At 72.2% G+C, this 22637-nt stretch carries 20 protein-coding genes; all 20 read left to right on the top strand.

What is annotated here, in order from left to right:
• Nucleotides 1-5: 5 nt before the first annotated feature.
• The 20 genes from VM636_RS09630 to atpA all read left to right on the top strand — a co-directional run bounded on the left by VM636_RS09630 (nucleotide 6) and on the right by atpA (nucleotide 22620).
• Nucleotides 6-1175, top strand: coding sequence for a DALR anticodon-binding domain-containing protein (locus VM636_RS09630; RefSeq protein ID WP_053913588.1), 1170 nt, complete (start codon nucleotides 6-8; stop codon nucleotides 1173-1175).
• A 17-nt stretch (nucleotides 1176-1192) separates the two neighbouring features.
• Nucleotides 1193-2584 carry a diaminopimelate decarboxylase gene (lysA, locus tag VM636_RS09625; RefSeq protein WP_030420972.1) on the top strand — a complete coding sequence of 464 codons (1392 nt, stop codon included), beginning with the start codon at nucleotides 1193-1195 and terminating at the stop codon, nucleotides 2582-2584.
• A gap of 170 nt (nucleotides 2585-2754) precedes the next feature.
• Nucleotides 2755-4047: a homoserine dehydrogenase gene (locus VM636_RS09620; protein ID WP_030420971.1), complete on the top strand. Its 1293-nt coding sequence runs from the start codon at nucleotides 2755-2757 to the stop codon at nucleotides 4045-4047.
• Nucleotides 4048-4053: 6 nt separating this feature from the next.
• A complete protein-coding gene (thrC, locus tag VM636_RS09615; protein WP_030420970.1) occupies nucleotides 4054-5112 on the top strand; it encodes a threonine synthase in 1059 nt (352 codons plus the stop codon).
• Nucleotides 5113-5479: 367 nt separating this feature from the next.
• Entirely contained in the window at nucleotides 5480-6397 is a 918-nt protein-coding gene (gene thrB / locus VM636_RS09610; RefSeq protein ID WP_030420969.1) for a homoserine kinase, read from the top strand.
• A gap of 406 nt (nucleotides 6398-6803) precedes the next feature.
• Nucleotides 6804-8933 carry a transcription termination factor Rho gene (rho, locus tag VM636_RS09605; RefSeq protein WP_338484270.1) on the top strand — a complete coding sequence of 710 codons (2130 nt, stop codon included), beginning with the start codon at nucleotides 6804-6806 and terminating at the stop codon, nucleotides 8931-8933.
• Between the two features lie 328 nt (nucleotides 8934-9261).
• Nucleotides 9262-10398 (top strand): LCP family protein, encoded by a 1137-nt coding sequence (locus VM636_RS09600; RefSeq protein WP_030420967.1) that lies wholly within the window; start codon nucleotides 9262-9264, stop codon nucleotides 10396-10398.
• Between the two features lie 428 nt (nucleotides 10399-10826).
• The gene (gene rpmE / locus VM636_RS09595) at nucleotides 10827-11051 is read left to right on the top strand and encodes a 50S ribosomal protein L31 (RefSeq protein WP_030420966.1); all 225 of its coding nucleotides are present in this window, start codon (nucleotides 10827-10829) and stop codon (nucleotides 11049-11051) included.
• Between the two features lie 110 nt (nucleotides 11052-11161).
• Nucleotides 11162-12238, top strand: coding sequence for a peptide chain release factor 1 (gene prfA, locus VM636_RS09590; protein ID WP_030420965.1), 1077 nt, complete (start codon nucleotides 11162-11164; stop codon nucleotides 12236-12238).
• Nucleotides 12239-12280: 42 nt separating this feature from the next.
• Complete coding sequence (prmC, locus tag VM636_RS09585; protein WP_030420964.1) at nucleotides 12281-13126, top strand: peptide chain release factor N(5)-glutamine methyltransferase; 846 nt, start codon at nucleotides 12281-12283, stop codon at nucleotides 13124-13126.
• A gap of 50 nt (nucleotides 13127-13176) precedes the next feature.
• Nucleotides 13177-13824, top strand: coding sequence for an L-threonylcarbamoyladenylate synthase (locus VM636_RS09580; protein WP_030420963.1), 648 nt, complete (start codon nucleotides 13177-13179; stop codon nucleotides 13822-13824).
• Complete coding sequence (locus VM636_RS09575) at nucleotides 13821-14498, top strand: low molecular weight phosphatase family protein (protein WP_030420962.1); 678 nt, start codon at nucleotides 13821-13823, stop codon at nucleotides 14496-14498. Before VM636_RS09580 ends, VM636_RS09575 begins: the two co-directional genes overlap by 4 nt.
• Nucleotides 14499-14645: 147 nt before the next feature.
• Entirely contained in the window at nucleotides 14646-15890 is a 1245-nt protein-coding gene (gene glyA, locus VM636_RS09570) for a serine hydroxymethyltransferase (RefSeq protein WP_030420961.1), read from the top strand.
• 129 nt (nucleotides 15891-16019) lie between these two features.
• Complete coding sequence (locus VM636_RS09565) at nucleotides 16020-17390, top strand: MraY family glycosyltransferase (protein ID WP_030420960.1); 1371 nt, start codon at nucleotides 16020-16022, stop codon at nucleotides 17388-17390.
• Between the two features lie 310 nt (nucleotides 17391-17700).
• Complete coding sequence (locus VM636_RS09560; protein ID WP_030420959.1) at nucleotides 17701-18138, top strand: hypothetical protein; 438 nt, start codon at nucleotides 17701-17703, stop codon at nucleotides 18136-18138.
• A gap of 222 nt (nucleotides 18139-18360) precedes the next feature.
• Nucleotides 18361-19182 carry a F0F1 ATP synthase subunit A gene (gene atpB, locus VM636_RS09555; RefSeq protein ID WP_030420958.1) on the top strand — a complete coding sequence of 274 codons (822 nt, stop codon included), beginning with the start codon at nucleotides 18361-18363 and terminating at the stop codon, nucleotides 19180-19182.
• A 70-nt stretch (nucleotides 19183-19252) separates the two neighbouring features.
• On the top strand, nucleotides 19253-19483 hold the full coding sequence (gene atpE, locus VM636_RS09550; protein WP_030420957.1) for an ATP synthase F0 subunit C: 231 nt from the start codon (nucleotides 19253-19255) through the stop codon (nucleotides 19481-19483).
• A 44-nt stretch (nucleotides 19484-19527) separates the two neighbouring features.
• Nucleotides 19528-20073 (top strand): F0F1 ATP synthase subunit B, encoded by a 546-nt coding sequence (locus VM636_RS09545; protein WP_030420956.1) that lies wholly within the window; start codon nucleotides 19528-19530, stop codon nucleotides 20071-20073.
• Between the two features lie 2 nt (nucleotides 20074-20075).
• Entirely contained in the window at nucleotides 20076-20891 is an 816-nt protein-coding gene (locus tag VM636_RS09540) for a F0F1 ATP synthase subunit delta (RefSeq protein ID WP_030420955.1), read from the top strand.
• A gap of 139 nt (nucleotides 20892-21030) precedes the next feature.
• Nucleotides 21031-22620, top strand: coding sequence for a F0F1 ATP synthase subunit alpha (gene atpA / locus VM636_RS09535; protein ID WP_030420954.1), 1590 nt, complete (start codon nucleotides 21031-21033; stop codon nucleotides 22618-22620).
• Nucleotides 22621-22637: the final 17 nt, after the last annotated feature.

Below are 22637 nucleotides of genomic sequence, written 5' to 3'. Positions count from 1 at the left end.
GAGCCGTGACCCCCGTCGAGCTCTCCCGTACCGTCCTGCACGCGGTGCGGCGTGCCGTCGACGCCGGGCAGCTCACGGTGAGCGTTCCCGAGCGGGCCGTCGTCGCCCCGCCGGGCCCCGGGGGGTGCGGCGACTACGCCACCACCATCGCGCTCCAGCTCGCGCGACCGGCCGGGCGCACGCCCCGGTACGTCGCCGAAGTGCTCCGGCCCTATCTCCTCGACGCCGATCACGTCGCCGACGTCGTCCTCACCGGGCCCGGGTTCCTCAACATCAGCCTCCATCGCACCGCCCCCGCCGACCTCGTCCGGCGGATCCTGGTCCTCGGCCCGCGCTACGGCCACCGCGCCCCCGACCCCGCCGCCGGTCACGCCCCCACCGCGCGCCTGCACTGCGCCCCCGAGCCCCGCGCCCTCGTCGTCCTGGACGCCGCCGCCCGCCTGCTGCGTTCCCAGGGCGCCGTCGTCCGCACGAGCTGCGACGCCCCGCCCGGGGCCGGCTGGAGCCGCGTGCTCGGCGTCCACGTGGACGCGGTGGGTCCGCCTCCGGAAGGCCCCGACGTCACCCTCGTCCGGCCCGTGCCCGCCGCCTGCGACGACCCCGTCCGCCTCGGCGACCTCACGAGCCTCGGGCGGAGCGCGGGACGCTGGGCCCTGCTCCTCCCCGCCGCCCACGACCGGCCCCACCTCGACGACGAGCAGCGCCGCGCACACCTCGTCCAGCACGAGCGCAATCCCCTCTTCCGGGTCCGTTACGCCCACGCCCGCACCCGCGCCCTCGTCCGCAACGCCGCCGACCTGGGCTTCACCGCCGACCCGGCCGCCCTCACCGCCCCGGCCCCCGGCCCCGCCAGCCTCACCGGCCACACAAGCCCCACCGGCCACGCAAGCCACACCATCCCCGCCGCCACGAACCCCCCCGCCCTCCTCGCCTCCCTCGCCGATCACCCCCGTGTGCTCGCGGCCGCCGCCGCGCAGCGGGCGCCCGACCGGCTCGCCCGGCACCTCGTCACCGTCGCCGACGTCACGCTGCCGTTCCTGCCGACCGTGCTCCCGCGCGGCGCGGAGAAACCCTCGGCCGCCCACCGGGCCCGGCTCGCCCTCGCCGAAGCCGCCGGGACGGTGCTGGCCGGCGGCCTGTCCCTGCTCGGCATCGACGCACCCGACCACCTCTGAAGAGAGCCACCGCAGCAATGAGCCGTTCCGCACACCCCGCCGGGCCCCGCCACGCCGACGTCCTCCCGGAGGGCCGTTCCGCCTACCCGCCCGCCGACCTGAACGCCCTCGACCCCAAGGTCTGGGCGCGGACCGTCGGCCGGGACGAGGACGGCGCCGTCACCGTCGGCGGCATCCCCGTCACCCGGCTCGCCGAGGAGCACGGCACCCCCGCCTACGTCCTGGACGAGGCCGACTTCCGCGCCCGCGCCCGCGCCTGGCGGACCGCCTTCGGACCCGACGCCGACGTGTTCTACGCCGGGAAGGCGTTCCTGTCCCGGGCCGTGGTGCGCTGGCTGGACGAGGAGGGGCTCAACCTCGACGTGTGCTCCGGCGGCGAACTCGCCACCGCCCTGTCCGCCGGGATGCCCGCCGAGCGCATCGCCCTGCACGGCAACAACAAGTCCCCCGAGGAGATCCGCCGGGCCGTCGGGGCCGGGGTCGGGCGGATCGTGCTCGACTCCTTCCAGGAGATCGTCCGCGTCGCCCACATCGCCCGCGAGCTGGGCGTCCGCCAGCGGGTCCAGATCCGTGTCACCGTCGGCGTCGAGGCGCACACCCACGAGTTCATCGCCACCGCCCACGAGGACCAGAAGTTCGGCATCCCGCTGGCCGGCGGGCAGGCCGCCGAGGCGGTGCGCCGCGCCCTCCAGCTCGACGGCATCGAGCTGATCGGCATCCACTCGCACATCGGCTCGCAGATCTTCGACATGTCCGGCTTCGAGGTCGCCGCCCACCGGGTCGTCGGCCTGCTCAAGGAGGTCCGCGACGAGCACGGCGTCGAACTGCCCGAGATCGACCTCGGCGGCGGCCTCGGCATCGCCTACACCAGTGACGACGACCCGCGCGAACCGCACGAGATCGCCAAGGCGCTCACCGAGATCGTCACCCGCGAGTGCGAGTCGGCCCGGCTGCGCACCCCGCGGATCTCCGTCGAGCCCGGTCGCGCCATCGCCGGCCCCACCGCCTTCACGCTCTACGAGGTCGGCACGGTCAAGCCCCTGGACGGGCTGCGCACCTACGTCTCCGTAGACGGCGGCATGTCCGACAACATCCGTACCGCGCTCTACGACGCCGAGTACAGCGTGGCGCTGGCCTCCCGGGTCTCCGAGGCCGAGCCGATGCTCGTGCGCGTGGTCGGCAAGCACTGTGAGAGCGGTGACATCGTGGTCAAGGACGCGTTCCTGCCGGCCGACCTGGCGCCGGGCGACCTCGTCGCCGTGCCCGCCACGGGGGCGTACTGCCGCTCCATGGCGAGCAACTACAACCACGTGCCGCGCCCGCCGGTCGTCGCGGTGCGCGACGGCGAGGCGCGGGTGATCGTCCGCCGCGAGACGGAGGAGGACCTGCTGCGTCTCGACGTCGGATGAGCCGCGTGGCGGGCGGCCCGGTGCGCGTGCGCCGGGCCCCCGCGCGCAGGATCTCCGCCCCCACCCCCGGAAAATGAAATAAATGTCTCACGATCCGGACGAAAGGCCGAAAATCCCGTCCGTTGAGTGAGACTGGTGCAACCGCTGACGGTATGAGGAAACGAGGTCGGATGATGCGTACGCGTCCGCTGAAGGTGGCGCTGCTGGGCTGTGGAGTGGTCGGCTCAGAGGTGGCGCGCATCATGACGACGCACGCCGACGACCTCGCCGCCCGGATCGGGGCCCCCGTCGAGCTGGTCGGCGTCGCCGTGCGCAGGCCGGACAAGGTCCGCGAGGGCATCGAAGCGGACCTCGTCACCACCGACGCCACCGCCCTGGTCAAGCGCGGCGACCTCGACGTCGTCGTCGAGGTCATCGGCGGCATCGAGCCCGCCCGCGCCCTCATCACCACCGCCTTCGAGCACGGCGCCTCCGTCGTCTCGGCCAACAAGGCGCTCATCGCCCAGGACGGCGCAGCCCTGCACGCCGCCGCCGAGGAGCACGGCCGGGACCTCTACTACGAGGCCGCCGTGGCCGGCGCCATCCCGCTGATCCGCCCGCTGCGCGAGTCGCTCGCCGGCGACAAGGTCAACCGGGTGCTCGGCATCGTCAACGGCACCACCAACTTCATCCTCGACAAGATGGACTCCACCGGCGCCGGATACCAGGAGGCGCTGGACGAGGCCACCGCGCTCGGATACGCGGAGGCCGACCCGACCGCCGACGTGGAGGGCTTCGACGCCGCCGCCAAGGCCGCGATCCTCGCCGGGATCGCCTTCCACACCCGGGTCCGCCTCGACGACGTGCACCGCGAGGGCATGACCGAGGTCACCGCGGCGGACTTCGCCTCCGCCAAGGAGATGGGCTGCACCATCAAACTGCTCGCCATCTGCGAGCGGGCCGCGGACGGCGCCTCCGTCACGGCACGCGTGCACCCGGCGATGATCCCGCTCGACCACCCGCTGGCCGGCGTCCGCGGCGCCTACAACGCGGTGTTCGTCGAGTCCGACGCGGCCGGGCAGCTCATGTTCTACGGCCCCGGCGCGGGCGGCGCCCCGACCGCCTCCGCGGTCCTCGGCGACATCGTCGCCGTCTGCCGCAACCGGCTCGCCGGCGCGCGGGGTCCGGGCGAGTCCGCCTACGCGGCCCTGCCGGTCTCGCCGATGGGCGAGGTCGTCACGCGCTACCACATCAGCCTCGACGTCGCCGACAAGCCGGGCGTGCTCGCCCAGGTGGCGACCGTGTTCGCGGAGCACGGGGTCTCCATCGACACCGTCCGCCAGCAGGGCAAGGACGGCGAGGCATCCCTCGTCGTCGTCACGCACCGCGCGTCCGACGCCGCCCTCGGCGGTACCGTCGAGGCGCTGCGCAAGCTCGACACCGTGCGGGGTGTCGCCAGCATCATGCGGGTTGAAGGAGAGTAACCAGCAATGACCCACCAGTGGCGCGGAATCATCGAGGAGTACCGGGACAGGCTGCCGGTCTCCGACAGCACGCCGGTCGTGACGCTCCGCGAGGGCGGCACGCCGCTCGTGCCCGCGCAGGTGCTCTCCGAGCGCACGGGCTGCGAGGTCCACCTCAAGGTGGAGGGCGCGAACCCGACCGGCTCCTTCAAGGACCGCGGGATGACCATGGCCATCAGCAAGGCCAAGGAGGAGGGGGCGCAGGCCGTCATCTGCGCCTCCACCGGGAACACCTCGGCCTCGGCCGCCGCGTACGGCGTGCGGGCCGGGATGGTCTCCGCCGTCCTGGTGCCCCAGGGCAAGATCGCGCTCGGCAAGATGGGCCAGGCCCTCGTGCACGGCGCCAAGATCCTCCAGGTCGACGGCAACTTCGACGACTGCCTCACGCTGGCCCGCGCGCTCAGTGACAACTACCCGGTGGCGCTGGTCAATTCGGTCAACCCGGTACGGATCGAGGGCCAGAAGACGGCCGCCTTCGAGATCGTGGACATGCTCGGCGACGCCCCCGACATCCACGTCCTGCCGGTCGGCAACGCGGGCAACATCACCGCGTACTGGAAGGGGTACAAGGAGTACGCCGCCGACGGGGTCTCCTCCAAGACGCCCCGCATGTGGGGTTTCCAGGCCTCCGGCAGCGCCCCGATCGTGCGCGGCGAGGTGGTGAAGGACCCGTCGACCATCGCCACCGCCATCCGCATCGGCAACCCGGCCTCCTGGCAGCACGCGCTGGCCGCCCGGGACGAGTCCGGCGGCGCCATCGACGAGGTGACGGACCGTGAGATCCTGCGCGCCTACCGGCTGTTGGCCTCGCAGGAGGGCGTCTTCGTGGAGCCCGCCTCCGCCGCGTCGGTGGCCGGTCTGCTGAAGGCCGCCGAACAGGGCAAGGTCGACCCGGGGCAGCGCGTCGTGTGCACCGTCACCGGCAACGGGCTCAAGGACCCCGACTGGGCCGTGGCCGGTGCCCCGCAGCCGGTGACCGTGCCGGTCGACGCGGCCGCCGCCGCCGAGCGCCTCGGTCTCGCCTGAGCGACGGCCGCCCGACCGTGGGGCGGCGCGCGCCCGCTCCCGGAGCGAAGGCGGCGCCGTCTCACCGGCGTGTGGGGGCGTAAGCGCCGCTCACCTGGGAATGAGCTGCACAGGGGGTGCATAGGGGGCTTGCGACACGCATCGTGCGCCTCCTGTGCGCCCTATGTCGCCACAGAACCTTCCTTCGATAGGCTGTACCGAACCCGCCCGCCGCATATGCCGCGGTACCGCGTCGTCTCCGCGGTCGCACAGCACGTGCGGGTGGCCCGGGAGGCCGCCCGTTCGGCAGGCAGCGGCGGCGCCCCCGGTTCCGTACGTCATCCCCTGTCATTCGACAACCACGCAGCTCAAGGAGAGTCATCGAGAGATGGCCGGTCCAGCGTTCCGCGCCGCCGCCGTCCGGGTGCGCGTCCCCGCCACCAGCGCCAACCTCGGTCCGGGCTTCGACGCCCTCGGCCTGGCGCTGGGCTTGTACGACGACGTGGTCGTCCGGGTGGCCGACTCCGGGCTGCACGTCGACATCGCGGGTGAGGGCGGCGAGACGCTGCCGCGCGACGAGAAACACCTGCTCGTGCGCACCCTGCGCACCGCCTTCGACCTCCTGGGCGGACAGCCGCGCGGACTGGAGATCGTCTGCGCCAACCGCATCCCGCACGGCCGCGGACTGGGCTCCTCCTCCGCCGCCATCTGCGCCGGCATCGTCGCCGCGCGGGCGGTGACCATAGGTGCCGAGGCCCGGCTCGACGACGCCGCGATGCTGGACCTCGCCACCGAGATCGAAGGTCACCCGGACAACGTCGCCGCCTGTCTGCTGGGCGGGTTCACCGTCTCCTGGATGGACTCCGGGGCGGCGCGGGCGATCAGGATGGACCCCGCCGATTCCATCGTTCCGGTGGTTTTCGTACCGGGCAAGCCGGTTCTGACGGAGACGGCCCGCGGACTGCTGCCGCGCACCGTGCCGCACGTCGACGCCGCGGCCAACGCGGGCCGGGCCGCGCTGCTCGTCGAGGCGCTGACCCGGCGGCCCGAACTGCTGCTGCCCGCCACCGAGGACCGTCTGCACCAGGAGTACCGGGCACCGGCGATGCCGGAGAGCGCGGCGCTGGTGGAGCGGCTGCGCGCGGACGGCGTGCCCGCGGTCATCTCGGGCGCCGGGCCGACGGTGATGGCACTGGCCGACGCCGACACGGCCGACAAGGTCGAGGCGCTGGCCGGCGAGGACTGGGCCGCGAACCGGCTGAGCCTGGACCAGCGGGGAGCCAGCGTGCTCCCGCTCGGGACCTGACACACGGTTGCCGGATGAGGAGAGGGGGAATGTTTGCTGTATCCGGTAGTGTTAACCTCAAGTCTGCACCCGACCCCACCATGGCGAGGTGCCTCGTGTCCCCGTCCGGGACAGACATTCTTCCGGAAGCCCCCGGCCGCCACGTGCGGTGAACGCCGTACGTCACCAGTACGGCCGCCACGGACACTGAGCGGTTCCACGGGCATGCTTCGGAACCGGTGCGACCACGCCGCGTGACACCGATCCCGGGTGCCACGGCACGAGGAAGCGCCATCACCAGATATCTCTTCCGCCGTTCAGGCGGACCACCGCCCCGGCACGGTCCACACAGCAAGGACCGAAGCCGGACAGCACAACCGGTCGCCGAGCCAGACAGGCCGACGTCCGCTCCAGGGAAGGACCCTTCGTGAGCGACACCACCGATCTGATGGGCGCACGTGTCGAGGAGACCGCTGCCGCGCCCGCCACGGACGCTTCCGCGCCTGCCACCGGTGCCGGCTCCCGGCGGCGCCGCGGTACCGGCCTCGAGGGCATGGTGCTGGCCGAGCTGCAACAGGTCGCATCCGGCCTCGGCATCAGGGGCACGGCGCGCATGCGCAAGAGCCAGCTGATCGAGGTCATCAAGGAGGCGCAGGCCGCGGGGGGTGCCCCCGCCAAGGCCGCGCCCGCCGCCGACGAGGCCGGCGAGACCAAGCCGAAGCGTCGCACCACCTCCCGCACCCGCACGGGCGACGAGACGCCCGCCGCCGAGAAGGCCGACAAGGCCGACAGGACCGACAAGGCCGAGAAGGCCGACACGGCCGGGAAGCCGGTCAAGGCCGACGGTGCGGAGAAGGCCGCGAAGGCCGAGAAGAAGGCCGAGGACGCCGGCCAGTCCGCCGCGCAGCAGCAGATCGACATCCCCGGTCAGCCCTCGCCGAAGGCCGCGGCCGGCGAGCAGCCGGCCGGCGACGACGGCCCGGCCGAGCGCCGCCGGCGTCGCGCCACCGCCGACGCGGGCAGCCCCTCCGCCGCCACCGACACGGCGGTCGAGACCCGGACCGAGCAGAAGACGGAGACGTCCGGGAACTCCGGTCAGCAGCAGTCCTCGCAGTCCCAGGGCCACCACGGCGACGCGGACGGCGAGGGCCGCCGCCGCGACCGCGACCGCGATCGCGGCCGGGACCGCGGGCGCGACCGCGACCGCCGCGGCAAGGGCGACGACCAGCAGCAGGGCGGCGGCCAGAACGGCGGCCAGCAGCGCCAGCAGCAGGGCGGGGGCCGCCAGGACCGCCAGCAGCAGGACGACGGCTACGACGACGACGGCAGCGGCCGTCGCGGACGCCGCGGGCGCTACCGCGACCGCCGGGGCCGCCGCGGGCGCGACGACGTCCAGGAGCCGCAGATCACCGAGGACGACGTCCTGATCCCGGTCGCGGGCATCCTCGACATCCTCGACAACTACGCCTTCATCCGCACCTCGGGCTACCTGCCCGGCCCGAACGACGTGTACGTCTCCCTCGCCCAGGTCCGCAAGAACGGCCTGCGCAAGGGCGACCACCTCACCGGTGCCGTGCGCCAGCCGAAGGAGGGCGAGCGCCGCGAGAAGTTCAACGCGCTGGTGCGCCTGGACTCCGTCAACGGCATGGCGCCCGAACACGGCCGCGGACGCCCGGAGTTCAACAAGCTGACGCCGCTGTACCCGCAGGACCGCCTCCGGCTGGAGACGGACCCGGGCGTGCTGACGACCCGGATCATCGACCTGGTCTCGCCCATCGGCAAGGGCCAGCGCGGTCTGATCGTGGCCCCGCCGAAGACCGGCAAGACCATGATCATGCAGGCGGTCGCCAACGCGATCACCCACAACAACCCCGAGTGCCACCTGATGGTCGTCCTCGTCGACGAGCGTCCGGAGGAGGTCACCGACATGCAGCGGTCGGTGAAGGGCGAGGTCATCTCCTCGACCTTCGACCGTCCCGCCGAGGACCACACCACGGTCGCGGAGCTCGCCATCGAGCGCGCCAAGCGGCTGGTGGAACTGGGTCACGACGTCGTCGTGCTGCTCGACTCGATCACCCGGCTGGGCCGCGCGTACAACCTCGCCGCCCCGGCCTCCGGCCGCATCCTGTCCGGTGGTGTCGACTCGACGGCCCTGTACCCGCCGAAGCGCTTCTTCGGCGCGGCCCGCAACATCGAGGACGGCGGTTCGCTGACCATCCTCGCCACCGCCCTGGTGGACACCGGGTCCCGCATGGACGAGGTGATCTTCGAGGAGTTCAAGGGCACCGGCAACATGGAGCTCAAGCTCGACCGGAAGCTCGCCGACAAGCGCATCTTCCCGGCGGTGGACGTGGACGCGTCCGGCACCCGCAAGGAGGAGATCCTGCTCGGCAACGAGGAACTGGCCGTCGTCTGGAAGCTGCGCCGGGTGCTGCACGCCCTGGACCAGCAGCAGGCGATCGAACTGCTCCTCGACAAGATGAAGCAGACCAAGTCGAACGTCGAGTTCCTGATGCAGATCCAGAAGACGACCCCGACGCCGGGCAACGGCGACTGAGTCCGGTCTTCCGCCGCGAAAGGGCCGCCCCCGCACGGGGGCGGCCCTTTCGCGTTCCCCCGTACGGGCCGCCGTCACGGAGCGCGACCCGGCTGACACCTTCGGGTGAAACGGGAGGGTGGCTCCGGAGCCGGGCGCGCGGGCCTCGCGTCGTCACGCTCCGTGGCGGAGCCTGCGGGCGAGGGTGACCGTCGGTCGGTGACGGACGGCTTCCGCTTTCTCCGTCCGGCCGACCGGGGGACGATAGGGCGAAACCGGTCGAATCCGGCCGGACCGCAGCCGGCTCCGAGCGCAGGAGGCAGCCGACCGGACCCGAACCGAGGAGCGCATGTCCGCCGAGAGCACGCCACCAGAACCCGGCATACCCCGCGACCCCCGCCCCGGCGGGCGGCGCCGACGCCGCGGTCCGCGACGCCGGGCGCTGTTCGTCACGGCCTGGGTCGCCGCCGGCGTCCTGCTGCTCGGCGGCACCGGCGCCACCGTCCTGTACCTCAAGCTCAACGGCAACCTGCGCAGCGTCGACATCGACGCCCTCCTCGGCCGCGACCGGCCCGAGAAGGGCGCCGAGGGCTCCCGCAACCTGCTGATCCTCGGCTCCGACAGCCGCTCCGGCGGCAACCGCGAACTGGGCGGCGGCCGGGACGACGGCAGCTCCCGCTCCGACACCGCGATGGTGGTGCACGTCTACCGGGACCACCGCCGGGCCGCCGTGGTCTCCATCCCGCGCGACACCCTGGTCGACCGCCCCGAGTGCACCGGCCCCGACGGCCGCGAGCACCCCGCAGCCCGCGACGTGATGTTCAACACCGCGTACGCCACCGGCGGCGCCGTCTGCGCCGTCAAGACCGTCGAGTCCCTGTCCGGGCTGCGCATGGACCACTACCTGGAGATCGACTTCAGCGGTTTCCAGCGGCTCGTCGACGCCCTCGGCGGCGTCCGGGTCACCACCGCCCGGGACATCCGGGACCCCGAGAGCCACCTCGACCTCACGGCCGGCACCCACACCCTCGACGGCCGCCAGGCGCTCGGCCTGGTCCGCACCCGGCACGGCGTCGGCGACGGCAGCGACCTCGGCCGCATCCAGCTCCAGCAGTCCTTCGTCAAGGCCCTGGCGACCCAGATCCAGGACGTCGGCCTGCTCGGCAACCCCAAGAAGCTCTACGACCTCGCCGACACCGCCACCAGGAGCGTGACCACCGACTCGGGCCTGGGCTCGGTCAACTCCCTGATGTCCTTCGCCTCCGACCTCCGGGACATCGACGCGGACAGGCTGCGCATGGTCACCATGCCGGTCGTCTACGACCCGGCCGACGGCAACCGGGTGCTGGTCGAGAAGGCCAAGGCGCGGCAGGTGTGGGACGCCCTGAAGGGCGACCGGGCCATCCCGCCCGACGCGGTCGAGGGCACCGCGACCGGCGAGGCCGACGGCGTGGTCGGCGGCCCGCAGGCCCCCGCGGCGCCCTGACGCTCCGGGCCCTCGCGCCCCGGCACCTGGCGCCTCGGGCCCTCGGCCCTGGCGCTCCCCGCCCCGAAGCCCGTCCCGCCCCCGTCCCGGGCGCGTACGCCGCCCCGGGCGCGGCCCCCGGGCATCCGCCCGCACGCCCCGCGTCCCCGGGGCCCCCGCACGCCCCCGCGGCCCCTGGTGCCCGCCTCACGCCCGCGCGTGGCCGGCGGGCGCCCGGCGGGCACCGACCGCCGTGCCGGGGCGCCGCGGGCCGCGTGAGGGCGCCGTACGCGCCCGCCGGGGTCCCGGCGGGGCCGTCGGGAATGCGGGGCCCCACCCCCCGGTTTTGGGAGAGGGCCCCAGTCCTGGCAGACTGGTCCGTCGGCTCCGGTTCACGTCCCCGCATCCCGCGGCGGCGACCCGGCGCCCTCTTGAACCAAGGAGACACCGTGAAGCGTGACATCCACCCCGAGTACGTCGAGACGCAGGTGAGCTGCACCTGTGGCGCGTCGTTCACGACCCGGAGCACCATCCAGTCCGGCACCGTCCGCGCCGAGGTCTGCTCCGAGTGCCACCCGTTCTACACGGGCAAGCAGAAGATCCTCGACACCGGTGGCCGCGTCGCCCGCTTCGAGGCCCGCTTCGGCAAGGCGTCCGCCGGCTCCAAGAAGTAGCGAGCCTCCAACCGCCGGTCCACGGCCGCGTCCCCCAGCCGGGGGGCCGCCGGGACCGGCGTTTTTGGTCGCCCGTCCTTCACCTTCGTCCGCACCGCAGGAGCCCCAAGATGTTCGAGGCCGTCGAGGAACTCGTCGCCGAACACGCCGACCTGGAGAAACGGCTCGCCGATCCGTCGGTCCACGCCGACCAGGCCAACGCGCGCAAGCTGAACAAGCGCTACGCCGAGCTGACCCCGATCGTCGCCACGTACCGCTCCTGGAGGCAGTCGGGCGAGGACCTGGAGACCGCACGAGAACTGGCCGCCGACGACCCGGACTTCGCCGCCGAGGTCAAGGAGCTGGAACAGAGCGGGGAGGAGCTGACCGAGAAGCTCCGCCTGCTGCTCGTCCCCCGCGACCCCAGCGACGACAAGGACGTCATCCTGGAGATCAAGGCCGGGGCGGGCGGCGACGAATCCGCCCTCTTCGCCGGCGACCTGCTGCGCATGTACCTGCGCTACGCCGAGCGCGTCGGCTGGAAGACCGAGATCATCGACGCCACCGAGTCCGAGCTGGGCGGCTACAAGGACGTCCAGGTCGCCGTGAAGACCAAGGGCGGCCAGGGCGCCACCGAGCCCGGCCAGGGCGTGTGGGCGCGGCTGAAGTACGAGGGCGGCGTGCACCGCGTGCAGCGCGTGCCCGCGACCGAGTCCCAGGGCCGCATCCACACCTCCGCCGCCGGCGTGCTGGTCACGCCCGAGGCCGAGGAGATCGACGTCGAGATCAACCCCAACGATCTGCGCGTCGACGTCTACCGCTCCTCCGGGCCGGGCGGCCAGTCCGTCAACACCACCGACTCCGCCGTGCGCATCACGCACCTGCCCACCGGCGTCGTCGCCTCCTGCCAGAACGAGAAGAGCCAGCTCCAGAACAAGGAGCAGGCGCTGCGCATCCTGCGCTCCCGGCTGCTCGCCGCGGCGCAGGAGGAGGCGGAGAGCAAGGCCGCCGACGCCCGCCGCAGCCAGGTCCGCACCGTCGACCGGTCCGAGAAGATCCGCACGTACAACTACCCGGAGAACCGGATCTCCGACCACCGCGTCGGCTTCAAGGCGTACAACCTGGACCAGGTCCTGGACGGCGACCTCGACGCCGTGATCCAGGCGTGCGTCGACGCCGACTCGGCGGCCAAGCTGGCAGCCGCATAACCTGCCCAGCACCCGGAACACCGCTCATCCCGGAGGACCAGCGTGAACCTGCTGCTCGCGGAGGTGGCCCAGGCCACCCAGCGGCTGGCCGACGCAGGCGTGCCCTCGCCGCGCACCGACGCGGAGGAACTCGCCGCGTACCTGCACGGCGTCAAGCGGGGTGAGCTGCACACCGTGCCGGACGCCGACTTCGACGCCCGGTACTGGGAGGTCGTCGCCCGCCGCGAGGCGCGCGAGCCGCTCCAGCACATCACCGGCCGCGCCTACTTCCGCTACCTGGAGCTCCAGGTCGGACCCGGCGTCTTCGTCCCCCGGCCCGAGACCGAGTCGGTGGTCGGCTGGGCCATAGACGCGGTCCGCGCCATGGACGTCGTGGAGCCCTGCATCGTCGACCTGTGCACGGGTTCGGGCGCCATCGCGCTCGCGCTCGCCCAGGAGGTCCCGCGCTCGCGCGTGCACGCCGTGGAGCTGTCCGAGGACGCCCTCGTGTGGACCCGCAGGAACATGGAGGGCTCCCGCGTCGACCTGCGCCAGGGCGACGCCCTGGCCGCCTTCCCGGACCTCGACGGCCAGGTCGACCTGGTGATCTCCAACCCGCCGTACATCCCGCTCACCGAGTGGGAGTACGTCGCCCCGGAGGCCCGGGACCACGATCCGCAGCTCGCGCTGTTCTCCGGCGAGGACGGCCTCGACCTCATCCGGGGCCTGGAACGCACCGCCCACCGCCTGCTGCGTCCCGGCGGCGTCGTCGTCGTCGAGCACGCCGACACCCAGGGCGGCCAGGTGCCGTGGATCTTCGCCGAGGAGCGGGGCTGGGCCGACGCGGCCGACCACCCCGACCTCAACAACCGCCCGCGGTTCGCCACCGCCCGCAAGGCGCTGCCGTGAGCCCGCCCCAGACAACGATCCCGCAGCACCTGTACGAGGAGGCCCGCCCGATGGCACGGCGATACGACACCAACGACGCGACCGACCGCCAGACCGGTCTGCGCGAGGCCGCGTCCGCCGTCCGCCGTGGCGAGCTGGTGGTCCTGCCCACCGACACCGTGTACGGCGTCGGCGCCGACGCCTTCACCGGGGAGGCCGTCGCCGACCTGCTGGAGGCCAAGGGCCGGGGCCGCAACATGCCCACCCCCGTCCTCATCGGCTCCCCGAACACCCTGCACGGGCTGGTCACGGACTTCTCCGAGAAGGCGTGGGAACTGGTCGACGCCTTCTGGCCGGGCGCGCTCACCCTCGTCGCCCGCCACCAGCCCTCCCTGCAGTGGGACCTCGGCGACACCCGGGGCACGGTCGCCGTGCGGATGCCGCTGCACCCGGTCGCCATCGAACTGCTCACCGAGGTCGGCCCGATGGCCGTCTCCTCCGCCAACCTGACCGGGCACCCGGCGCCGGAGGACTGCGACTCCGCCCAGCGCATGCTCGGCGACGCCGTCTCCGTCTACCTCGACGGCGGCCCCACCCCCGGCAACGTGCCCTCCTCCATCGTCGACGTCTCGCGCGAGGTGCCGGTGCTGCTGCGCGCGGGCGCCCTGTCGGCGGAGGAGCTGCGCAAGGTCGTACCCGACCTCGAGGTGGCGAATTGACGGCCCCTGAGACGGGGCGTGGCATAGGCAACGGGGTTCGTGTCGCGGAGGAGACGACGACGTTCGGCTTCCCGCGCGACAGTTTCCGCATCCTCCACGTCAGCACCGGCAACGTCTGCCGCTCGCCCATCACCGAGCGGCTGACCCGGCACTTCGTGACGGAGCGGCTGGGCATCCTGGGCGGCGGGCTCATCGTGGAGAGCGCCGGCACCTGGGGCCACGAGGGCGCCCGCATGGAGGCCCACGCCGAGACCGTGCTCGCCGACTTCGGCGCGGACGCCGACGGCTTCACGGGGCGCGAACTGCTCGACGAGCACGTGATCCGGGCCGACCTGGTGCTGACCGCGACCCGCGACCACCGCGCCCAGGTGATCTCCATGGGGCACTCGGCGGGGCTGCGCACCTTCACCCTCAAAGAGTTCACCCGCCTGGTGAACGCCATCGACCCGGCCACCCTGCCGCCCCTGGACGACGGTCTGGTCGCCCGCTCCCGCGCCCTGGTGCGCGCCGCCGCCGCCCTGCGCGGCTGGCTGCTGGCGCCCACGGCCGAGGCCGACGAGGTCCACGACCCCTACGGCGCCCCGCTGACCTTCTTCCGGTCCATCGGGGACGAGATACACCAGGCCCTGGACCCCGTGGTCACCGCGCTGACCGGCGTCCCCGCGCACTCCTGAGCGGCCTTCGGGCGCCTCCCCCGGGGGCGCACCGCCGAGCGCGCCCCCGCGCCGTGCGGCGCGGGCCGCGGCCGGTTCCCGGGCGCCCCGGGCCCGCCGGGCCTACGCTTGGTCGTACGTCACCGCCGACGCAGCCCGGAGCGCACCATGCCGGTCACCCACACCCTCGCCGCCGATGCCGGCGTCCTGCGCCGGCAGGACCCCGAACTCGCCGACATCCTGCTCGCCGAGGAACACCGGCAGTCGACGACGCTCCAGCTCACCGCCGCGGAGAACTTCGCCTCCCCGGCGGTGCTGGCCGCGCTCGGCTCCCCGCTCGCCAACAAGTACGCCGAGGGCTACCCCGGCGCCCGCCACCACGGCGGCTGCGAGATCGTGGACGCCGCCGAGCGGCTGGCAGCGGACCGGGCCCGGGAACTGTTCGGCGCCGAGCACGTCAACGTGCAGCCGCACTCCGGCTCCTCGGCCGTGCTGGCCGCCTACGCCGCCCTGCTGCGCCCCGGGGACACGGTCCTCGCCCTCTCCCTCGCCCACGGCGGCCACCTCACCCACGGCTCCCCGGCCAACTTCTCCGGCCGCTGGTTCGACTTCGTCGGCTACGGCGTCGACGCGGAGACCGGCCTCGTCGACCACGCCCAGGTGCGCGCCCTGGCCCGCGCCCACCGGCCCAAGGCGATCGTGTGCGGCTCCATCGCCTACCCGCGCCACCTCGACCACGCCTTCTTCCGGGAGGTCGCCGACGAGACGGGCGCCTACCTGATCGCGGACGCCGCCCACCCCATCGGCCTGGTCGCGGGCGGGGCGGCGCCCAGTCCGGTGCCGTACGCCGACGTGGTCTGCGCCACCACGCACAAGGTGCTGCGCGGGCCGCGCGGCGGCATGATCCTGTGCGGGCGGGAGCTGGCCGAGCGGGTGGACCGGGCGGTCTTCCCGTTCACCCAGGGCGGCGCGCAGATGCACACCGTCGCCGCCAAGGCGGTCGCCTTCGGCGAGGCCCGGACGCCCGCCTTCGCCGTCTACGCCCACCGGGTGGTCGCCAACGCCCGCGCCCTCGCCGGCCACCTGGCGGACGAGGGCCTGGCCGTCACCACCGGGGGCACCGACACCCACCTGATCACCGCCGACCCGGGGCCGCTCGGCGTGGACGGCCGGACGGGCCGCCGGCTGCTGGCGGCGGCCGGGATGGTGCTGGACTGCTGTCCGCTGCCGCACGGCGACGCCCGCGGGCTGCGGCTGGGCACCGCGGCGGTGACCACGCAGGGCATGGGGGAGGGGGAGATGCACACGGTGGGCGCGCTGCTCGCCGGGGTGCTGCGGGGCACGGCGGACCCGGCCGGGGCGCGCGAGGCGGTACGGGAGCTGGCGGAGGCGTTCCCCCCGTATCCGGGCTGACACGGGGTAGGCGGTCCGGGTGCGCCGCCGTTCGTGCAACCATCGTCGCTACCCGGAAGTCCTCACACATATGCGTGCCTCGCTAGGGTGTGGGGCTGGGAATGGCCAGCGAGACCTGTGGGGAAGCCCGTGCGTGAATACCTGCTGACGCTCTGCATCACGGCCGCGGTGACGTATCTGCTGACAGGGCCGGTACGGAAGTTCGCGATCGTGGCGGGGGCGATGCCGGAGATCCGGGCACGTGACGTGCACCGGGAACCCACTCCGCGGCTCGGCGGGATCGCGATGTTCATCGGGCTGTGCGCGGGGCTGCTGGTCGCCGACCACCTGCCCAACCTCAACGAGGTCTTCGAGAAGTCCAACGAGCCGCGGGCGCTGCTCTCCGGCGCCGCCCTGATCTGGCTGATCGGCGTGCTGGACGACAAGTTCGAGATCGACGCCCTGATCAAGCTCGGCGGGCAGATGATCGCGGCCGGCGTGATGGTGGTCCAGGGCCTGACCATCCTGTGGATCCCGGTGCCGGGCGTCGGCACGGTGGCGCTCACCCAGTGGCAGAGCACCCTGCTCACGGTGGCGCTGGTGGTGATCACCATCAACGCGGTGAACTTCGTGGACGGCCTCGACGGGCTGGCCTCCGGCATGGTCTGCATCGCGGCGGCGGCGTTCTTCATGTACGCCTACCGGGTCTGGTACTCGTACGGCATCGAGGCCGCCGCCCCGGCCTCGCTGTTCGCGGCGATCCTGATGGGCATGTGCCTCGGGTTCCTGCCGCACAACATGCACCCGGCGCGGATCTTCATGGGGGACTCCGGCTCGATGCTGATCGGGCTGGTGCTGGCGGCGGGCGCGATCTCGGTCACCGGCCAGGTCGACCCGGACGTGATGAACCTGTTCTCCGGTTCCGAGCGGAACACGGTGCACCAGATGGTGCCGGTCTACATCCCGCTGCTGATGCCGCTGACGATCATCGCCATCCCGGCGGCCGACCTGATCCTCGCCATCGTGCGGCGCACCTGGCGCGGCCAGTCGCCGTTCGCCGCCGACCGGGGGCACCTGCACCACCGGCTGCTGGAGGTCGGGCACTCGCACAGCCGCGCGGTGCTGATCATGTATTTCTGGGCGGCGTTGATCGCTTTCGGCGCCCTGGCCTACTCGGTCAACTCGGCGTCCATGTGGATCGTGCTGGGCGTGGTCTTCCTCAGCGCGGTCGGCCTGGTGCTGCTCCTGCTGCCGCGCTTCACGCCCCGCGCCCCGCGCTGGGCCGAGCGCTTCGTGCCGCCGCGCTACCGGCGCCGCGGGACCCCCGCGGCGGTCGCCGGGCAGGCCGCCCTCGCCGGCGCCCCGGCGCCGGCCGGAGCGGAGCCCCTGGGCGCCCCAGGAGCCCCGCAGGAGCCGTCCGGCGCCCCGGTCCGGTCGGGCGCCGCCCAGGCCAACGGAGCGACCGCCCTGGGGGCCCGTACGCGCCTTCTGGACGACCGCCGGGCGGGCTCGTCGCGTTGACGCGGAGACCGCCAACGGGCGAATCGCGCCGATGCGTTGTTCGATCACCGCACCGTGAATACCGCCAATAACGGACATAATTCCCGGAATTACCCACGGAATAGTGAAAGCCCGTCAGGTGTGAGCGTGCGCACACCTGACGGGTAAAGACCTCATCAAATAGTTTGTGATACCGTTCACGAGTATCCCCGGACAGAGTCGAAGGGCCTGAAGACCACGGCCCTTTGGGGCCGAGGTTCCTCTCTCGACGCCGGGTCTACGCTCGTCCACTGACGACACCCTGCCCCCAGTTATTTGCGGAGTTGCCGCCATGCCCTCCAGTGACGCCCGGATCCTCGTCCAGGCTGCCGCGCCCACCGCTGCCGTAGGCGCGGTCGCCGTCGGAATCGGCGGCGCCGTCGAAGGCGGCCAGGGGGCGATCGGGGCGGGCATTGGAGCGCTGCTCGTGCTCCTGCTCATGGGGGTCGGGCTGTACGCCCTCCAGCAGAGCGCCAAGGCCCTGCCCCACCTGTTCCAGGCCATGGGGCTGATGATGTACCTGGCCCAGATCCTGCTGATGTTCACCTTCCTCGCGCTGTTCAAGAACACGACGCTGTTCCACCCCCAGGTCTTCGCCCTCGCGCTCCTCGCCTGCACCCTGACCTGGGTCGGCGCGCAGGCGCGCGCCACCGTGAAGGCCAAGATCCCGTACGTGGAGCCCGATTCGACGACGGGCGAGAAGAAGGAGACGCAGGGGCTCACGTCGTGAGGCGTAGGGCCGGGATAAGGGCGTGCGAGAGATCCTGCTATCGTCCGGTGCCAACTGCGGCATCGCGGGCGCGGGCATCCGATTCGAGGTCCGCCACCTCACGAGGCATGCCCCACCGTCGCCCCCACATCCGTAACACCAGTCCCGTGCCGATCCGTGGCTCCGTGCCGCGCCGACACCACGAGGTTGCCGTATCCATGCGTCACGCCGAAGGAGCCCGCGGTGAGTGCTGACCCGACGCGGGTGCTTGCCTTCGAGACCGACTGCCACATCTTCGCGGACTGTGGCTTCCCGTCTCCCGGGCTGCACTCGTTCCTGTTCGAGCCCCTTTGGGGCGATGGCGACAGCAACATCTACTTCAACAAGCCGATGCTGCTGGCCCTTCTCGGCTCGATCGTCGTGGTCGGCTTCTTCTGGGCGGCCTTCGGCCGGCCCAAGGTCGTCCCCGGCAAGCTCCAGATGGTCGCCGAGGCCGGCTACGACTTCATCCGCCGCGGCATCGTCTACGAGACGATGGGCAAGCGCGAGGGGGAGAAGTACGTCCCCCTGGTCGTCGCCCTGTTCTTCTTCGTCTGGATGTTGAACCTCTGGGCGATCGTGCCGTTCGCCCAGTTCCCCGTGACGTCGGTCATCGCGTACCCGATGGTGCTCGCGCTGATCGTCTACATCGTGTGGGTCTCGCTGACCTTCAAGCGGCACGGTTTCGTCGGCGCCCTCAAGAACTTCACCGGCTACGACAAGTCGCTCGGCGGGGCCCTGCCGGTCGTCATGCTGATCGAGGCCTTCTCGAACCTGCTGGTCCGGCCGTTCACCCACGCCGTCCGGCTCTTCGCGAACATGTTCGCGGGCCACATCCTGCTGGTGCTCTTCATGATCGCCAGCTGGTACCTGCTGAACGGCATCGGAATCGCCTATGCCGGCGTCTCGTTCATCATGGCCATCGTGATGACCGCCTTCGAGCTGTTCATCCAGGCCCTGCAGGCGTACGTCTTCGTCCTGCTGACCTGCACCTACATCCAGGGCGCGCTCGCCGAGCAGCACTGAGCAGCCCGCACCCGCCCCAGTCGTCCGGTGGCCCACCCCCACCGGCTCGTGAAGAAAAGGAAGAACTGGCATGTCCCAGACCCTCGCCGCCGTCACCGGCTCGATCGCTTCCATCGGCTACGGCATCGCCGCCTTCGGCCCCGGCATCGGCGTCGGCATCATCTTCGGTAAGGGCACCGAAGCCATCGCCCGCCAGCCCGAGGCGGCCGGCCTGATCCGCGCCAACCAGATCCTCGGCTTCGCCTTCTGTGAGGCGCTCGCCCTGATCGGTCTGGTCATGCCGTTCGTCTACGGCAAGTGATCAACTGATCCGCGACCGGCTCACTGGACGAAAGGCACCCTGACATGAGCCAACTGCTCAATCTCGCGGCCGAGGAGGCGCAGAACCCCCTCCTCCCGCCGGTTCCCGAGATCGTCGTCGGCCTGCTCGCCTTCGTCATCGTCTTCGGCTTCCTCGCCAAGAAGCTCCTCCCGAACATCAACAAGGTTCTGGAGGAGCGCCGGGAGGCGATCGAGGGCGGGATCGAGAAGGCCGAAGCCGCGCAGACCGAGGCCCAGAGCGTGCTCGAGCAGTACAAGGCTCAGCTCGCCGAGGCCCGTCACGAGGCCGCGCGCCTGCGCCAGGAGGCACAGGAGCAGGGCGCCGCGCTCATCGCCGAGATGCGCGCGGAAGGCCAGCGGCAGCGTGAGGAGATCATCGCCGCCGGTCACACCCAGGTCGAGGCCGACCGCAAGGCCGCCTCGGCGGCGCTGCGCCAGGACATCGGCCGGCTCGCCACCGACCTGGCGGGCAAGCTCGTCGGCGAGTCCCTGGAGGACCACGCCCGGCAGAGCCGTGTGATCGACCGCTTCCTCGACGAGCTCGAGGAGAAGGCCGAGGCGGCTCGATGACCATGCACGGAGCGAGCCGCGAGGCTCTGACCGCTGCACGTGAGCGCCTGGACGCGCTGACGGACTCCACCTCCGTGGACGCCGCCGCACTCGCCGAGGAGCTGGCGGCCGTCACGGCGCTGCTCCAGCGCGAGGTCGGTCTGCGCCGGGTCCTCACCGACCCGGCGCAGGCCGGCGAGGCCAAGGCCACCCTGGTGCAGCGCCTGCTCGGCGGCCAGGTCGGCGGCACCACGGCCGACCTGGTGTCCGGCATGGTGCGTTCCCGCTGGTCGCAGCCCCGCGACCTGGTGGACGCGCTGGAGGAGCTGGCGAACACCGCCGACCTCACCGCGGCGCAGCGGGCCGGCGCGCTGGACGGCGTCGAGGACGAGCTGTTCCGCTTCGGGCGGATCGTCGCCTCGGACACCGGACTGCGCGCGGCCCTCACCGACCAGAGCGCGACGACCGCCGCCAAGACGGAGCTGCTGCGCAGCCTGCTCGGCGGCCGGGCCCACGCGGTCACGGTGCGCCTGGTGACGCGCCTGGTGACCGCTCCGCGGGGACGTAGTCTTGAAGCGGGACTGGAGTCCCTCGGCAAGCTCGCCGCGGACCGGCGCAACCGCCTGGTCGCCGTCGTCACCTCGGCGGTGCCGCTGAGCGACGGCCAGAAGCAGCGCCTCGGCGCCGCTCTCGCCAAGCTCTACGGCCGGCCGATGCACCTCAACCTGGACGTGGACCCCGGCGTCGTCGGAGGCATCCGGGTGCAGGTCGGGGACGAGGTCATCAACGGCTCGCTGGCCGACCGGCTCGACGACGCCGCGCGCCGCATGGCGAGCTAGCAGCAACGCAACAGAAGACGTATACGACGGCCCTGGTTGGGCCGTGCAAGAGGATTCACCTCTCATTGGGGGGAGTCCCGACTCGTGGAATACCCCCCAAGTGAAACTTCGGGCCCAACAAGGAGAGCAGGGAACTCAGATGGCGGAGCTCACGATCCGGCCGGAGGAGATCCGGGATGCGCTGGAGAACTTCGTCCAGTCGTACAAGCCGGACGCGGCCTCGCGCGAGGAGGTCGGTACGGTCACCCTTGCCGGCGACGGCATCGCCAAGGTCGAGGGCCTGCCCTCGGCCATGGCCAACGAGCTGCTGAAGTTCGAGGACGGCACCCTCGGCCTCGCCCTCAACCTCGAGGAGCGCGAGATCGGTGCCATCGTCCTCGGTGAGTTCAGCGGCATCGAGGAGGGCCAGCCGGTGCAGCGCACCGGAGAGGTCCTGTCGGTCGCCGTGGGCGAGGGCTACCTCGGCCGCGTCGTCGACCCGCTCGGCAACCCGATCGACGGCCTCGGCGAGATCGAGACCGAGGGCCGCCGCGCCCTCGAACTGCAGGCCCCCACGGTCATGCAGCGCAAGTCGGTGCACGAGTCGATGGAGACGGGCTACAAGGCCGTCGACGCCATGACCCCGATCGGCCGCGGCCAGCGCCAGCTCATCATCGGCGACCGTCAGACGGGCAAGACCGCCCTGGCCGTCGACACGATCATCAACCAGCGTGACAACTGGCGCACCGGCGACCCCAGCAAGCAGGTCCGCTGCATCTACGTCGCCATCGGCCAGAAGGGCTCCACCATCGCGTCGGTCCGCCGCGCGCTGGAGGAGAACGGCGCGCTGGAGTACACGACCATCGTGGCCGCCCCGGCGTCCGACCCGGCCGGCTTCAAGTACCTGGCGCCGTACACCGGCTCGGCCATCGGCCAGCAGTGGATGTACAACGGCAAGCACGTCCTGATCATCTTCGACGACCTGTCGAAGCAGGCCGACGCCTACCGCGCCGTGTCGCTGCTGCTGCGTCGCCCGCCGGGCCGCGAGGCCTACCCGGGTGACGTCTTCTACCTGCACTCCCGCCTGCTGGAGCGCTGCGCCAAGCTCTCCGACGCCGAGGGCGCCGGTTCGATGACCGGTCTGCCGATCGTCGAGACCAAGGCCAACGACGTCTCGGCGTTCATCCCGACCAACGTCATCTCCATCACCGACGGCCAGTGCTTCCTGGAGTCCGACCTGTTCAACGCCGGCCAGCGCCCGGCCCTGAACGTCGGTATCTCGGTCTCCCGCGTCGGTGGCTCCGCCCAGCACAAGGCCATGCGGCAGGTCTCCGGCCGGCTCCGCGTGGACCTGGCCCAGTTCCGCGAGCTGGAGGCGTTCGCCGCCTTCGGTTCCGACCTGGACGCCGCCTCGAAGTCCCAGCTCGAGCGGGGCCAGCGCATGGTCGAGCTGCTGAAGCAGGACCAGTACCAGCCGATGGCCACCGAGGACCAGGTCGTCTCCGTCTGGGCCGGCACCACCGGCCGCATGGACGACGTCCCGGTCGCGGACATCCGCCGCTTCGAGAAGGAACTGCTGGAGTACCTGCACCGCAAGGAGCAGGGCCTCATGACCTCCATCAAGGAGGGCGGCAAGATGTCCGACGACACCCTCCAGGCCGTCGGCGAGGCGATCGCCGAGTTCAAGAAGCAGTTCGAGACGGGCGACGGAAAGCTGCTCGGCGAGGACGCTCCGGCCGCCGCCAAGTGACGTAAGGAAGGGACCTG

It is taken from the genome of Streptomyces sp. SCSIO 75703, from assembly GCF_036607905.1.
Classification (GTDB): domain Bacteria; phylum Actinomycetota; class Actinomycetes; order Streptomycetales; family Streptomycetaceae; genus Streptomyces.
Note: the sequence above shows the minus strand (reverse complement) of the source record. Positions and strands in the feature narration are given on the sequence as shown.

Bases quoted from the DNA above. Each gene is read 5' to 3' on its own strand.
- lysA (WP_030420972.1), top strand. From the start codon at position 1,193: ATGAGCCGTTCCGCACACCCCGCCGGGCCCCGCCACGCCGACGTCCTC.
- VM636_RS09620 (WP_030420971.1), top strand. From the start codon at position 2,755: ATGATGCGTACGCGTCCGCTGAAGGTGGCGCTGCTGGGCTGTGGAGTG.
- thrC (WP_030420970.1), top strand. From the start codon at position 4,054: ATGACCCACCAGTGGCGCGGAATCATCGAGGAGTACCGGGACAGGCTG.
- thrB (WP_030420969.1), top strand. From the start codon at position 5,480: ATGGCCGGTCCAGCGTTCCGCGCCGCCGCCGTCCGGGTGCGCGTCCCC.
- VM636_RS09600 (WP_030420967.1), top strand. From the start codon at position 9,262: ATGTCCGCCGAGAGCACGCCACCAGAACCCGGCATACCCCGCGACCCC.
- prfA (WP_030420965.1), top strand. From the start codon at position 11,162: ATGTTCGAGGCCGTCGAGGAACTCGTCGCCGAACACGCCGACCTGGAG.
- VM636_RS09580 (WP_030420963.1), top strand. From the start codon at position 13,177: ATGGCACGGCGATACGACACCAACGACGCGACCGACCGCCAGACCGGT.
- glyA (WP_030420961.1), top strand. From the start codon at position 14,646: ATGCCGGTCACCCACACCCTCGCCGCCGATGCCGGCGTCCTGCGCCGG.
- VM636_RS09560 (WP_030420959.1), top strand. From the start codon at position 17,701: ATGCCCTCCAGTGACGCCCGGATCCTCGTCCAGGCTGCCGCGCCCACC.
- atpE (WP_030420957.1), top strand. From the start codon at position 19,253: ATGTCCCAGACCCTCGCCGCCGTCACCGGCTCGATCGCTTCCATCGGC.
- VM636_RS09545 (WP_030420956.1), top strand. From the start codon at position 19,528: ATGAGCCAACTGCTCAATCTCGCGGCCGAGGAGGCGCAGAACCCCCTC.
- VM636_RS09540 (WP_030420955.1), top strand. From the start codon at position 20,076: ATGCACGGAGCGAGCCGCGAGGCTCTGACCGCTGCACGTGAGCGCCTG.
- atpA (WP_030420954.1), top strand. From the start codon at position 21,031: ATGGCGGAGCTCACGATCCGGCCGGAGGAGATCCGGGATGCGCTGGAG.